The organism is Amycolatopsis sp. NPDC003676 (assembly GCF_053587275.1).
The window spans coordinates 1-14,553 of sequence record NZ_JBSFNS010000159.1 but is presented as its reverse complement, the minus strand read 5'-3'; the positions used below and the strand labels follow the sequence as shown (position 1 = coordinate 14,553).

General features: G+C 69.6%; 9 protein-coding genes. All 9 read right to left on the bottom strand.

What is annotated here, in order from left to right; translation table 11 throughout:
- Nucleotides 1–102: 102 nt before the first annotated feature.
- Nucleotides 103–1,290 carry a phosphotransferase gene (locus ACWDNU_RS42105; RefSeq protein ID WP_370938806.1) on the bottom strand — a complete coding sequence of 396 codons (1,188 nt, stop codon included), beginning with the start codon at nt 1,288–1,290 and terminating at the stop codon, nt 103–105.
- 69 nt (nt 1,291–1,359) lie between these two features.
- A complete protein-coding gene (locus tag ACWDNU_RS42100; RefSeq protein ID WP_370938807.1) occupies nt 1,360–2,301 on the bottom strand; it encodes a DUF389 domain-containing protein in 942 nt (313 codons plus the stop codon).
- A 42-nt stretch (nt 2,302–2,343) separates the two neighbouring features.
- On the bottom strand, nt 2,344–4,140 hold the full coding sequence (gene aspS / locus ACWDNU_RS42095; RefSeq protein ID WP_370938808.1) for an aspartate--tRNA ligase: 1,797 nt from the start codon (nt 4,138–4,140) through the stop codon (nt 2,344–2,346).
- Between the two features lie 633 nt (nt 4,141–4,773).
- Nucleotides 4,774–6,708, bottom strand: coding sequence for an intein-containing Rv2578c family radical SAM protein (locus tag ACWDNU_RS42090; protein ID WP_449672961.1), 1,935 nt, complete (start codon nt 6,706–6,708; stop codon nt 4,774–4,776).
- 75 nt (nt 6,709–6,783) lie between these two features.
- Complete coding sequence (gene sthA / locus ACWDNU_RS42085) at nt 6,784–8,196, bottom strand: Si-specific NAD(P)(+) transhydrogenase (protein WP_370938810.1); 1,413 nt, start codon at nt 8,194–8,196, stop codon at nt 6,784–6,786.
- Between the two features lie 84 nt (nt 8,197–8,280).
- The gene (locus tag ACWDNU_RS42080; protein ID WP_449672960.1) at nt 8,281–9,594 is read right to left on the bottom strand and encodes a glutamine synthetase; all 1,314 of its coding nucleotides are present in this window, start codon (nt 9,592–9,594) and stop codon (nt 8,281–8,283) included.
- Nucleotides 9,591–11,384 carry an IucA/IucC family protein gene (locus tag ACWDNU_RS42075; protein WP_449672959.1) on the bottom strand — a complete coding sequence of 598 codons (1,794 nt, stop codon included), beginning with the start codon at nt 11,382–11,384 and terminating at the stop codon, nt 9,591–9,593. Before ACWDNU_RS42075 ends, ACWDNU_RS42080 begins: the two co-directional genes overlap by 4 nt.
- Nucleotides 11,381–12,673: a lysine N(6)-hydroxylase/L-ornithine N(5)-oxygenase family protein gene (locus tag ACWDNU_RS42070; RefSeq protein WP_449672958.1), complete on the bottom strand. Its 1,293-nt coding sequence runs from the start codon at nt 12,671–12,673 to the stop codon at nt 11,381–11,383. Before ACWDNU_RS42070 ends, ACWDNU_RS42075 begins: the two co-directional genes overlap by 4 nt.
- Complete coding sequence (locus tag ACWDNU_RS42065; RefSeq protein WP_449672957.1) at nt 12,670–14,154, bottom strand: pyridoxal phosphate-dependent decarboxylase family protein; 1,485 nt, start codon at nt 14,152–14,154, stop codon at nt 12,670–12,672. The genes ACWDNU_RS42070 and ACWDNU_RS42065 overlap by 4 nt, the downstream gene beginning before the upstream one ends.
- Between the last annotated feature and the right edge of the window lie 399 nt (nt 14,155–14,553).

The following is a 14,553-nucleotide window of genomic DNA, read 5'->3' as shown; positions in this document are numbered from 1 at the left end:
TTTCCCGCCTTGACAAGCACCCCCAGACCGTCAGCACACTCACGCTTCGGGGTGCCCCACGCAACCACCAAGCGATGTCGCCGCCAGGCGACGAGCCGAACCTCACCGAAACGCAGGATAAAACGCCAAATCAGCATGCGGCCCCAACCGAGCCCCCAACGCAGCAGCAACCCGCGTGGAGTGCTCGGCAACCTCAGTCAACCGCGAATACCCCGCATGCCGAGCCAACTCACGCCACCAAGTAACCAGCGCAGCCTCCCGGCTGACCGGAGTCGCATGCCGACTCAGATCAAGCCGAGGAAGCAAATCCCGGGTAACCTGCCAAACCTGCAACATCTCACTGACAGTGAGCTGCCGAGCCAACTCGACGTCATCAGCGAACGACGGCCACACGTCGACGATCTCAGCCCGCCAAGCAGCGATCATCGCCTCGCTCATCCCCGCGGGCAGGGCCATCGCCCGAGGATCGGACACGAACGGCAACCGCAGACACGACGCGTCTACCAGCGCAGTGCGAACCCGCCCCCGCTCGAAGTCCAAAAACCGAACCCCAGACCCCGTGACCAGGTTGTTCTCCGGAGCAAGCTCGACCGGACTGAACGCCCGAAAAGCAGCCGACCGAGCCTGAGCGACAGCCTCGGCAAGGCGCTCACGCACCGCCTCGGGAACAGGCACATCGAGCAACTCGGACAACAGCTCTTCAACGTCGTCGACCAGACCCGACAGCCCGTCATTGTCGGTCCGCACCGGCCCGCCCAGTCGCCGCAGCAACGCATTGAAATCCGCTTCACGACTAGCAGTACTAGCGTGCAGTCGCCCCAACGACCGAGCCCAAGACAACAGAGCCCGCTCGGCCGCACGAGAGTCCCGGGCAGCCAGCTTGTCCTGCAAAGTAGGCGCGCGCCCGAGGTCCTCGATCACCAGCACCCGATGCCCGCCGTCGTGAGCCAGCAGCTCAGGACACATCCGCTCGTCCGGAGCCAACGCGGTGAACAGCTGGTAGCTCACAGCCTCCTGAGCGAACGGATCGACCCGACCGGCTTCCGGCGGATCCGGATAATGCTTGACCACCAACGTCCGCGGCAACGCGAACGAGGACGACACGACCCGCGCCCGGACGACTGTCGCCGGTCCGCTCCCGGAGAGGTGTTCCGGCGAAACCAGCGTGATCGCGCTCCCGAACCGGCGCGTGAGCACCGCCTCGCCCGCCGCGACGGCCGCGGCGACGGCGAGTTCCCCGGCTTCCGCCCGGACTCCGGCGTCGCCGGCGGAGGAGGTGTCGACTGTCATTGTCACCGACCCTACTCGTGACTGAGCAACCATGACCACAACGTTCCGGGCGCCGGGACGCGCCCGGATTCACCCACGGGAAAGCGGACGCAGCAATGCCGCGGAACGTTGCTTGCGTCGGCGAACTATCAGCACAATGGCCGCAGCAAGAACGATTCCGAAGAGGTTGACCAGCAGCTGCAGCACAGAAAAACCGGCCCGGTCCCATCGCCCCGCGACGGCCGCGACCATCGCGTAACCGGCCGCCGGAACGGTCGTCACCGAAATGAACACGCCGACGAGCGCGGCCGATTTCGCCGACGTCATCGCGAGCATTCCGGCCGCCCCGGCGAGCAATGCCACCACGAACGACGCGGGCCCGACCTGGTACACGAAATCGACCTGGTGGTTGTTGACGATCGCGTGCGGGTCGAAGAGCCCGGCCGTGCTGCCGAGCAGGACGCCGAGCAGCGTGATCGCCATGGAGACCGGGAATCCGAGCGCCAGCGCGACCCCGGCCCGGCGGACCAGGTCCCAGCGGCCCAGCACCACGCCGACCGCGATCGCAGCGAGCGGGCCGAACTCGGGACCGACCACCATCGCGCCGACGATCGTGACCGACGAATCGGTGAGCACGCCGACCGCGGCGAGCAGGCACGCGATGGCGAGGAACGCCTGGAACGTGGCGTTCCACCGGGATTCCTCGCCGGTGCGGCCGAGCAGCTCCTGCCACACGACCGCGTCCGCGCCTTCGCCGGGAGCGGCTTCCTCGGCCGCGTCGGCGGCATCGGAAAGCGCCGTGTCCAGCGATTCCATGGTGATGCCGCCGCTGCGGTCGAGACCGAGCGTGCACAGTGCGTCGACGATGTCGTCGGCCGCTTCCCGCGCGATGTCCGCCTCGATGAGGTCACCCTCGGGCGAGACGGACGCCCCGCGGTGCACGATCAGGTGCGCCGCGCCCGGATGGGTGCGCAGCAGCTCCAGCGTCTCGTCAGTGCGCTCCGGCGGGCAGATCGCCCTGAGGTGCAGCACTAGACCGCCCCGCCCTGCCAGCCGTTCTCGACGGACACGCCGCTACTTCTCCTGTGCGGCAGCCGATTTGTTCTGCGGGACAACCGGTTTCGCGTCGATCCCGGCTTCCTTGCGCTGCTGCGCGGTGATCGGCGCGGGCGCGGCGGTGAGCGGGTCGTAGCCGCCGCCGGTCTTCGGGAACGCGATCACGTCGCGCAGCGAGTCGGCCTTGGCCAGCAGCATCACGATGCGGTCCCAGCCGAACGCGATGCCGCCGTGCGGGGGCGCGCCGAACTGGAACGCTTCGAGCAGGAAGCCGAACTTCTCCTGCGCTTCCTCCTCGCCGAGTCCCATCAGCGCGAACACGCGCTTCTGGACGTCCTCGCGGTGGATACGGATCGAGCCGCCGCCGATCTCGTTGCCGTTGCAGACGAGGTCGTACGCGTAGGCGAGCGCGTTGCCCGGGTCCTGCTCGAACTTGTCGATCCACTCCGGGGTCGGCGAGGTGAACGCGTGGTGCACGGCGGTCCACTTGCCGGAGCCGACCGCGACGTCGTCGCCAATGTCCTCGACCGGCGCGAACAGCGGCGCGTCCACGACCCACACGAACGACCAGGCGTCCTCGTCGATCAGGCCGAGCTTGCGGCCGATCTCGTCGCGCGCGGCGCCGAGCAGCGGCTGCGCGGCGGAAATCTTGCCCGCGGCGAAGAAGATGCAGTCGCCGGGCTTCGCGCCCGCGGCTTCCGCGACGTTCGCGCGCTCGGTCTCGGAAAGGTTCTTGGCGACCGGGCCGCCGAGCGTGCCGTCCTCGTTGACCAGGACGTACGCCAGGCCCTTCGCGCCGCGCTGCTTCGCCCACTCCTGCCAGGCGTCAAGCTGACGGCGCGGCTGCGAAGCCCCGCCCGCCATGACGACCGCGCCCACGTACGGAGCCTGGAACACGCGGAACGGCGTGTCGGCGAAGAAGTCGGTGAGCTCGGTGATCTCGAGGTCGAAGCGCAGGTCCGGCTTGTCGGAGCCGTACTTGGCCATCGACTCGCGGTAGGTGATCCGCGGGATCGGGGTGGCGATCTCGTGGCCGATCAGCTTCCAGAGCGACTTCACGATGGCCTCGCCGACCGCGATGACGTCGTCCTGCTCGACGAAGCTCATCTCGATGTCGAGCTGGGTGAACTCGGGCTGCCGGTCGGCGCGGAAGTCCTCGTCGCGGTAGCAGCGGGCGATCTGGAAGTAGCGTTCCATGCCGCCGACCATGAGCAGCTGCTTGAACAGCTGCGGCGACTGCGGGAGCGCGTACCAGGAGCCGGGCTTGAGCCGCGCGGGCACGAGGAAGTCGCGGGCGCCTTCCGGGGTGGAGCGGGTCATCGTCGGCGTCTCGATCTCGACGAAGTCCTGCCCGTGCAGCACCTCGCGCGCGACGCGGCTGACCTCGCTGCGCAGCCGGATCGCGGCCGCCGGGCCGCTGCGGCGCAGGTCGAGGTAGCGGTACTTGAGCCGGACCTCCTCGCCGACGTCGACCCGATCGTCGATCGGGAACGGCAGCGGAGCGGCCTCGGACAGCACTTCCAGCTCGGTGGCGAGGACCTCGATCTCGCCGGTGGCGATGTCCGGGTTCGCGTTGCCCTCGGGCCGTCGCGACACCTCGCCGACGACCTTCACGCAGAACTCGGAGCGCAGCGCGTGCGCGCGCTCGGCCATCTCGCCCTCGCGGAACACGACCTGCGCGACGCCGCTGGCGTCCCGGAGATCGATGAAGATGACTCCGCCGTGATCGCGCCGCCGCGCCACCCAGCCGGTGAGGGTGACGGTCTGACCGGCCTGCCCGGCACGCAGAGTGCCGGCTTGATGAGTGCGGAGCACTGCGACTGCTCTCCCTAGGTCCACGAGTTCGGGTGCGGCGGCGTTTTCGGTTGTTCGGCCGAGCACGCATTTCGCCGGATACAGAGGCTAACGAACCCGGTGACGGGGGGCGCGGGCAGGTTTGGGTCGGGGTCGTTGAGGCAGCGGGGGTTGGGGCCGTGAGGGGCGGCGGGGCCGGGTGGTGAGCGGGCTCGGGGTGGGTGTGGTGGGGCTGGAGTGGCGGGTGGGTGCGCGGGGAGACGCAGGCTCGCGCCGCGCGGCTGGGACGGCGGCGGGCTCGGACGGCAGTGCGGGCTCGGCGGGGCGGAGATGGTGCGGACAGCGGGGGTCGGATGACGGGAGGCAGTGGATTCGGGCAGCGATCAGAGCTGGCGGAGCGGGCTCGTGCAAGCCGCGGGCGGCAGGCCGCCTGGTCAGCCCACCTCACCGCATGGATCGCAGTGCGGACTCCGGGTCGCCTGGGTCACGGGACTGCCGTCCGCCCCGGGCAGCGGGCAGGCTCGCCGCCCCAAGCCGCAGTCGCACCAAGCGGCAGTCGCGCGGTGCGGCTTCCGGCTCCCGGCTCCCGGCTCCCGGCTCAGTCTGGACTGCTCGATCAGCCTAGGCTGCGCCGGAAGCCACCAGCCCAGCAAGTCACAAGAGCCGCAACTGTTCAGCCTCCCCCGCTCGTTGTTCCGGTACCGCGGTCCCCGTCTCCTCCGGTGGAGCCGCGTCCGTCCGGGTTTCCGAATGCGCCCGGGGTGCCCGCGGATCCAGCCCGTGCCGTCGCAGCAATGGGCCTACCACCGTGGCCAGGCGTTCTCGGTAGCCGCGGTCGGCGTAGCTTCCCCGGGCGTACAGGCGGCGGTATCGCGGGGCCAGCCCGGGGTACTCCCGTTTCAGCCACTCGGCGAACCACTCCCGGGCGCCTGGTCGCAGGTGCAGCGGCAGCACTGTCACTCTGGTCGCCCCAGCCTCGGCTAGTTGGGCGAAAAGCGGGTCTAGCGCCTCGGGGGAATCCGTCAGGTACGGCAGCACTGGCGCGACCATTACTGAGCACGGAAGCCCGGCCGCCGCGGCTTTGCGGATGAGGTCCAGCCGGGCGCGCGGGGTGGGGGTGCCGGGTTCCAGACGACGTTGCAGGTCACCGTCCAGCAGGGCCAGTGACACTGCCAGGTGGACCGGGACGTCCTTGCTCACCGACTCCAGCAAAGGCAGGTCCCGGCTCAGCATGGTGCCCTTCGTGAGGATCGACAGCGGCGTCCCGGAGTCGGCGAGTGCGCGGATGATCCCGGGCATCAACCGGTAACGGCCTTCGACGCGTTGGTAAGGATCAGTGTTCGTGCCCATCGCGACCGGTTCTCGTTGCCAGCTCGGGCGTTTCAGTTGCGCGGTCAGCACTTCCGGGGCGTTGACCTTGACCACGACCTGCGTATCGAAATCCCGGCCGGCATCGAAGTCCAGGTAGGTGTGGGTGTTCCGAGCGAAGCAGTTGTGCGACACCATCCCGTCGGCGATGAAATCGCTGGTGCCCGTCGTGATGTCGAACAGCGGCAACTCCAGACCCACCGGCGCGACGCTCGTGACCGTGCGCCGGACGCCGCCGATCACTGTGCCGTCCAGGGAGCGTTTCCATTCGACCGCGGGATCGACCAGGTGCAGGAAGCGCAGCACTTCTCCGGTTCCGCCGGTGAGCCGCGCTTGGCGGCGGCCGGGGTGCTGGCGATGGCCGACGGTGTCATAGCTGAACGAGAAACGGTCCAGTGCGGCGAACAGCATGTCCACGACTTCGTTCTCGTCGTGCGCGATGGAGAGCGTGCCGCGCCGGTAGCCGCCCGCGAGGTCGAAGAGCCCGGCTAGGAATCCGCGTGCCCAGTGGGCGTCTGGCTCTCGCGGGATTCGCATGAAGCCCACTGACGAGCCGAAATCCGGGAGGTACGCCAGCGCTCGCGAGGCGGCGTCCGATTCCGCGGCGAAACCGCCTGAGCGCAGCATTCCGCACAGATAACCGGCGCGGTAGCCGAGCGTGTCGTCCGGCGTGCGGGCGAACCGGCCCGCGCCGACCAGTTCTGTGCCGGGTTCCAGGTGCGGCCGTTGCGCGGTGCCGAGTTTGCTGCCGGTGACGTACTTCCAGCCGCGTGCGCTGAGGAACCGGTGGTCCGGCCCGGCGACGATCCGCGTGCCGTCGTCGAGCGTGACGCGGTACGCCGGGCGCACCGTGGTCCAGTGCGCGAGCACCTCGGTGGGCACGAGCCTGCGCGCGACGCCGTGCCCGCGCGTGCCCATGATCCGGTCGCCCACGCGCAGGTCGGCGATCGGCTTCGAGCGGCCGTCGGCCATCAGGACCGGCGTGTCGCCTTCGAGGCAGTACGTGCACGCGTGCGAACACCCGCGATACGGATTGACCGACCACCGGAACGGCACCGCGGACGACACGGGCACCCGGTTCAGCACGGACCGGGCGCGCACCTCGTGAAAGGTGACGCCGCCGAACTCCGGCGCCCGCACCGAGCGCACCACGTCCCCGAAGGCACCGAGACCGGGGAGTGCCGGCTCCTCCTTCCCCGCTCGCAACTGTTCCCAACGCACCCCAACAGTCGAACACATGTTCTAAAGCCGTGTCAAACATATGTTCGAACACCCCTCGAACGAGCGACGAACGGCTCAGCCGCCGAAGCGCTCCAAGGCGCGGATCTTGTTCGTCGCGTCGAGCGCCGCCACCTTGTACGCCTCGGACAGCGTCGGGTAGTTGAACACCGCGTCCACCAGGTAATCCACTGTCCCGCCGCAGCCCATCACCGCCTGTCCGATGTGCACGAGATCAGTCGCGCCGGTACCGAATACGTGCACTCCCAGCAACTTCCGGTCCGCCGTCGACACCAGCAGCTTCAACATCCCATAGCTGTCCCCGGAAATCTGCCCGCGCGCCAGCTCCCGATAGCGCGCGATACCGACCTCGTACGGCACCGAAGACGACGTCAGCTGCGCCTCGGTCGCACCCACGTACGAGATCTCCGGGATCGTGTAGATCCCGATCGGCTGCAACGCGCCGATGTCGTTCGCCGGTTCGCCGAACGCGTGGTACGCGGCAAGACGGCCCTGATCCATCGAGGTCGCCGCCAAAGCCGGGAAGCCGATCACGTCGCCGACCGCGTACACGTGCTCGACCGAGGTCCGGTAGTGCTCGTCGACCTCCAGCCTGCCGCGTTTGTCCGCACTCAGACCCGCGTTCTCCAGCGCCAGCGCGCCGGTCATGCCCTGGCGGCCGGCCGAGTACATCACCGCGTCCGCCGGGATCCGCTTGCCGCTGACCAGCGTCGTCACGGTGGCGTCGTCGGAGACCGCGACGTTCGCGACCTTCTCCCCGAACCGGAACGTGACACCGAGGTCGCGCAGCTGGAACTTCAGCGATTCCACGATCTCCGGGTCGCAGAAGTCGAGCATCTGGTCGCGCTGCTCGACCACCGTCACCCGCGAGCCGAGCGCGGCGAACATCGACGCGTACTCGATCCCGATCACCCCCGCACCCACCACGACCAGCGACGACGGGATCGTCTCCATCGCCAGGATCTCGTCCGAGTCGAGCACGCGCGCGGCGTCGAAGTCGACGTGGTCCGGGCGCGCGGGACGGGTGCCGGTCGCGATGACGACGTAGTCGCCGGTGATCGTGCGCCGGTCGCCGCGGTGTTTGCCGTCGACCAGGACCGTGTGCGGGTCGGCGAACGAGCCGATGCCGCCGATGAGATCGACGTGGTTGCGCAGCAGTTGCGCACGCACCACCTGGACCTCGCGCCCGATGACGTGCTGCGTGCGCGCCATCAGATCCGCGATGGTGATGTCCTGTTTCACCCGGTAGCTCGCGCCGTACAGCTCGCGCTGGTTCATCCCGGTCAGGTACAGCACGGCTTCGCGCAGCGTCTTGGACGGGATGGTGCCCGTGTTGACGCACACGCCGCCGACCATGTCGTGCCGGTCGACGACGGCGACTTTCTTCCCCAGTTTCGCCGCCGCGATGGCGGCTTTCTGCCCTCCCGGGCCCGAGCCGATGACGATGAGGTCGTACTCGTATTCGCTCACGGCCCCGAGCCTGCGCACTCGCGGCAGTCCGCGCAAGTCCTCACGACCGGGTCGGCACCGGCTCGTCAGCAACAATTCGGCTGGTCAGGACCGCAAGGCGCCCCGGCGGCGGTGCAGATCGGCGACCGACCCGAGCGCGGCGTCGAGTTCCTCGCGCAGCAAGGCGGCCTGCTGCGCGGCGACGTCCTCCCCCAGCAACTCGGCGGCCCGCCCCTCCTCCAGCAACGCCAGCGCCTCCCACGGCGACGACGCCAGCTGTCCGCTCAGGGCGCCCGCGTCAGGCGGCGACAGCTGCTCGGCCAGGCCAGCGGTGCCAGCGGCGATCAGCGCAGCGACGACGAGGTGCGGCTGAGCATCGGCCCCCGCGAAGCGGAACTCCAGCCGCGGCGCGGACGACGTCCCGCACAGCCGGATCGACGCGGTCCGGTCATCCGGCCCCCAGCGCAGTTCGCGCGGCGAGAACGGGGCGGTCCGGAGCCGGACGTAGCTGTTCCACGTCGGAGCCCAGACCGCGGACAACGCCCGCGCGTCCCGCAGCACTCCGGCGAGAAAAGCCGCCAGCGCGAACGGAAACCCGACTGGTCCGTCTGATGTGGACAGTGACAGGTGGACGTGACAGGAATTCCCCTGACCGGGCTCCGGCGCGGCGAGATAGTCGGCTTGCACATCGTGCTCAGCGGCTACCCGCCGGGTCACCATCTGCAGCAGCAGCGCGTCATCGCAGGCCGCGAGCGCGTCGCGATGCCGCAGGACGACCTCGTACTGACCCGGATGGCACTCCGCCCGCGCCGATTCCACGCCCAGATCGGCCGTGGCGGAGCGCAGATCAGCGAGCAGCGGCGCGAGGCGTTCGGTGCCGCCGACGGCGTAGTCCACGCCATGCCCGGTGAGCGGATCTCCTTCCAGGTTCCGGAAAACCACCTCGTGCTCGATCCCGATCGACGGAACCAGCCCGTGCTCTTCCAACCGCGCCAGCTGCCTGCGCAACACCGTCCGCGGCGCGAGCCCGGCCGGTTCGCCGGACGGGAACTCCGCGTCCCCGACCACCGCCCACGTCCGGTCGCCGAGCGGATGCGCCGTCGCCGCGTCGAGCCGCACGCGCAGGTCGCCGAACCCGCCGAGATACGGCTTCAGCGGGCCGATCTCCGGCAACGGCTCCCGCTCCGGTGTCCAAGCGAAGATGTAGCCGCACACGCCGTATCCGCTGTCCAGCACCTCGGCGGCGAACGGCGCGGCCAGCTCGACCGCCGCGAACCGCGCGTGCGGATCGGGCACCAACAGCACCAGCCGAGCGCCGTCCTCGGCAAGCACTCGACGCAACACTTCCGCCGCCGCCGAGCCCGCTTCGGCGCGCACTGCCAGCGAACGAGGCCCGACCGGACGGTCGAACGGGCTCACCAGGCACCGTCCGGATCGGGCGCGCGCAACGGGTTCGGCACACGACCCCAGCGGACGTCGAACTCGTCGTCGCGCTCGACCTTGTCGAACCCCTGTCCGGCGAGGTGTTCGCGGTTGAGCGTGACGCGCTCGACGTCCGGCGCGAACAGTCGACAAGCGTCGAATCGCTCGGCCACCTCGGGGTTTTCGTCGCGATAGCGGCCGACTACCTCCCGCACCAACGCCCAGAAGTCGCCGCGCGCCAGGTCGAGATCGTCCAGCAGCAGCTCCGCCCAGAACCGCAGCTGGCCGGAGAAAACCGAGCTGAACAGCGACTGGGCGAGCAGATGCGCGGGCCAGCGCAGCATGTCGGCATCGGCGTCCGGCGGAAGGTCCGCGTAGCAGGGCAATTCCTCGTCCAGCAGGTCGACGCCCTGCGCGAAGTCCTTGATCGCGACGCGCAATGGGCGGCCTTCCTCGTCCACCACCAGCACGAGATTCTGGCCGTGCGGGCAGAATCCGACTCCGTACTGGAGCAGCCAGTGCAGCAACGGCGTGAGCAGCAGGTCGAACAGCCGCGACAACCACGCCTCCGCACCGTCGCCGGACTGCGTGATCAGCCTGGTCAGGACGGTTTCCCCGGCGGCATCGCGGTACGGCAAGGCCGCGAACGAGATCGCCTGCTCCCCCTCGCCGAGCCGGGCGACGAGCGGCTCCCGCCACAGCGCACCGAGCGTCTCGTGGAACCGGTACGGCAGCTCCTCCAGCGACCCGAACAGCGGATGCCGCACCGAAACGCTCGCCACCTCGCCGAGCAGCTCGAAGCGGTATTTCTCGGACAGCAGCGGATCGGCCGCGTCGATCCCGCGCAGCCATTCGGTGACCGACGGCCCGGCGAGCGTCGCCGCGGAGTTCAGGCCGCGGTAGACGAGCGTATTCCTTACGGAGACCGCGGTTTTCACGTCACGCCGATCGGGCCGCGAGCTATTGGCGAGGGTCCGTACAGTCTGATGTGGACGGTAGACGTCGCTGCTCTCCCCCAGCTCGGCCATCCGGCCGGTCGCCAGCTCGGCGGCGTAAAGCGTGCCGATGATTTCGTCGGCCTGCCAAGGATGCACCGGCACCCAGACGTAGTCGGCGAGAGGGCCGAGACGCACCGTGCGAGCCGTGAACTCGGCGCGGGTCGGCTCGTCCAGCTCCTCGCGCAGCAATGTTTCCGCGTCGAGCCCGGCGACGCTGCGGAACTGCGCGAGATCGCGATGCACGGCGTACCACCGCAGCCGGATGTCGGCACCGGATTCAGGCGCGTAGCGGGCGCGGTCGCGGGCGGAAAACCCGACGCGGCCCTTGTTCAGCACCAGCCGGGGGTGGCCGGTGAGGTGACCGTCGGCGAGGTTGTAGTCCATCGTGGACAGCGCGGCGGCGGTCGGTGCGCGGAGCAGCCGGGTGGCCTCGTTGGCGACCGTCGAGGTCAGCTCGGCGAGGACGTCGGCGAGCCGGAGGCCGGTGAGCCCGAGCCGTTCGCGCGCGTCGACGATCAGCGTGCGCGGGTCGTCCGCCGGAGCTTCCGCACCGCGAGCGACCCGGATTGCACTGCCGGGCAGCACGGTCCACGATTCGAACGCGCCTCGGCGTGCTTCGAAGCGGTACGACACGTCGTCGGGAAGATCGAGCTGCCAGCTGCGATGTCCGGCCCGCGTCGGTTCGCCGGGTTGCGGCACCAGCATCGCTTCGTAAGACAGCTCGCCGAGCATTTTGTGCGTGACGAGCGAGCCCGCGGCCCGCCAAGCGGCATCGTCGGTCAGGGTCACTGGTCCTCCGTCTGGTCGAGGCCGAACGTGGTGAACGCCGTCCGCTCGGGCAGGTCGTACACCGGTTTTCCGCATACCGCATTGAGAATCGCCGCTGCCCGCCACGCGCCGAGCCCGAGATCCGGCGCGCCGGGACCGTGCGTGTGCCGTTCCGCGTTCTGCACGAACAACGGCCCCGGCACATCGAGTTCGACGCGATAGTCGGCACCGATCACGAGCCGCCTCTGCGCGTCGCGGCGAACCGCTTCGCCGAGCCCCTGCAGCAACGGCCCGGTCGGCGTTTCCGCGTAGCCGGTGGCAGCTACCACCGCGGACGTCCGATGCACCGCGGTCGTTCCTTGCTGGGCATGCCGCAGCCCCAGTTCGATCCCGTCGCCGACGGTCGCGGACACCACCTCGACGCCCGGCGTCAGCACCGCGCCCGGCCAGCCGCCGCCGATGCTCCGCCGGTACAGCTCGTCGTGGATCTCCGCCATCGTCTCGGCGTCGATCCCTTGGTACAGCTGCCATTGCGTCGGAAGAAGCTGGTCGCGGACCGTTTCGGGCAGGCCGTGGAAGTACGCCGTGTAGTCCGGGGTGAACTGCTCCAGGCCGAGCTTGGAGTATTCCATCGGCGCGAAGGCCGTCGTGCGCGCAAGCCAGCGCAGACCGTCCATAGTGGACCGCGAACGCAGCAGGTCGAGAAACACCTCCGCTCCTGATTGTCCCGAACCGACGACCGTCACCGAATCCGCGGCGATCAGCTCAGACCGGCACGCGAGGTAGTCAGCGGAATGCAGGGCGAGCACGTCCGACGCGGACACCAAGGGCTGCAACGGTTCCGGCACGCTCGGCTGCGTGCCGACACCGAGCACGACAGCCGCCGCCAGCACCGGATCTGAACCAGAGACGGTCAGCTCGAACGCGTCTTCGCGGTCGATCCAGCGCAGCCCGGTGACCTCGTGCCCGAACCGGCACGACGGCAGCCGGGACGCCGCCCAGCGTCCGTAATCGTCGTACTCGGCGCGCGGCAGATGGAACCGCTCGGCGAAATAGAACGGCAGCAACCGGCCGCGTTCCCGCAGGTAGTTGAGGAACGAGTGGCGGCTGGTCGGGTCGACGAGCGTCACCAGATCGGCAAGGAACGGGACCTGCAGCGTCGCACCGTCCAGGAGCAACCCGGGGTGCCAGCGGAACTCAGGGCGCGCGTCGAACAGCACGACCTCCAGCTGGTCGAGGGGATCCGCCAGCGCGGCCAGCGACAGGTTGAACGGCCCGATCCCGACCCCGGCGACGTCATAGCGCCTCACGAGGCGACCGGGCTTTCCCGCGAGACAGTCGCACGCAGGTCGGCCGCGACGGTGGCCACCGCGTCGAGCAGCGGCCGGTAGTCGGCGGGCGTGGTGTGCGGGTGCAGGAGGGTGAGCTTGAGCCACAGCTGCGAAGTACCGTCCGGACCAGTCGGCAGCGCGCCACGGCCGATCACCGCGGTGCCGTCTTCCAGCAACGTCCGGCGCACCTGCGCGACCAGGTCGTCCCCGGCCAGCTCGTCCGCCACCACCGGCCGGAAAACCACTGTGGACAGTTCAGGCGCACCCCACGACCGCAACGCCGGATGGTCCTCGACCATCGCATGCACGCCGGAAGCGTTGGCACAGCAGCGTTCCACCAGCGCACCGATCCCGGACGTGCCGAGCGCGCGCAGCGTGACCGCCATCCGGAACGCGTCCGGACGCCGAGACGTCCGCAGCGAACGGCCGAGCAAATCGGGCAGTCCAGCTTCAGTGTCGTCATCGGCGTTGAGGTACTCGGCGCGGACGGTAAGTGCCTGCAGATCAGCCTCCCCGCGCGCGCAGAACACCCCAGCCGCGACCGGTTGCCAACCGAATTTGTGCAGGTCAAGCGCTACCGAATCGGCAAGCTCCAGACCTGCGACGCGAGAACGGAGAGTCTCGCTGCAGAGCGCGAGACCGCCGTACGCCGCGTCGACGTGCAGCCGCGCTCCAGTCCGGCGGCAGATCTCGGCGATCTCCGGCAACGGGTCGATCCGTCCGGTGTTGGTGGTGCCCGCGGTCGCGACCACCACGGCCTGCGCGCCGAGCGATGCCAACGCCTCGGCCAGCGCGGACGGGACCATCCGGTCGTCCACGCACGGCACCACGACCGGTGCGGGCAGCCCGAGCAGCCACGCCGCGCGAGCGACGCTGTGGTGCGAATTAGCGCCGCAAACCGGTCGTGTGACACCGGATTCGCGAGCGAGCAGGAGTCCGAGGAGGTTGGATTCGGTGCCGCCGGAGGTGACGACGGCGTCCGGGCGGGCGGCGTCCGGATAGCAGAGCCGGGCGAGCCCCGTGGTGAACTCGCGCTCGATCTCGCTCGCGACCGGGGCCTGGTCCCAGGAGTCCATGGACGGGTTCAGCGCGGAAGCGACGACATCAGCGGCGACGGAAACCGCCAGCGGCGGACAGTGCAGATGCGCGGCGCACGCCGGATCGGCAGGATCGGCGGATCCAGCGGCAAGCAGCGCGGACAGCTCTTCCAAGGCTTGCTCCGCGCCCACTCCGTCCCGCGCGAGCCCGGAGGACTGGCCACGAGCGAGCGAGGCCGCGACCGCGGCCGGGCCACCGGCCGGAACCGGCCCGCCGCGTTCCGCCGTACCCGCCGCCATCCCGCGCAACGCCGCGGGAAGCAGCTGGCCCAACCGGTCCGCGCCGCCGACCCCTCCGGCGAGCCACTCCGCCGAAGCGACACCGGACTTGGAGGCCGCCGGCACTGAGGGCGCATCCGCCATGGAACCGCCTTTCTTAGGGTAACCTTGCCTTACCCTGCGCAACAATACGGATACCCACCGAGAGCCCGCGACCGGGGCCGCACCCGCGCCCCAGCATGCTTGGGCAAACCGCCCCCACGCGTCCGCCGTACGGGACCCCGCTACCCCCGACCGCCTCCGCCCACCAAGACCCGCCCGGCCTCATCACCGCACAAAAACGGCCGGTGCCCCCACGAAGGAAGCACCGGCCGTTTCGCGAAAATCAGCACGCCGGCCCAACACCCGCTCGAAACCGTCTCGCCACGAGCGAGCCGACAACCCCGAGACAACGAGCCAGTCCGTGATCACTCCGCCCACGCCCAGCTAACTGGACCACAACGCGGGATCGCGTCGGCGTGTCGAGGAGCAGCGTGCACGGCC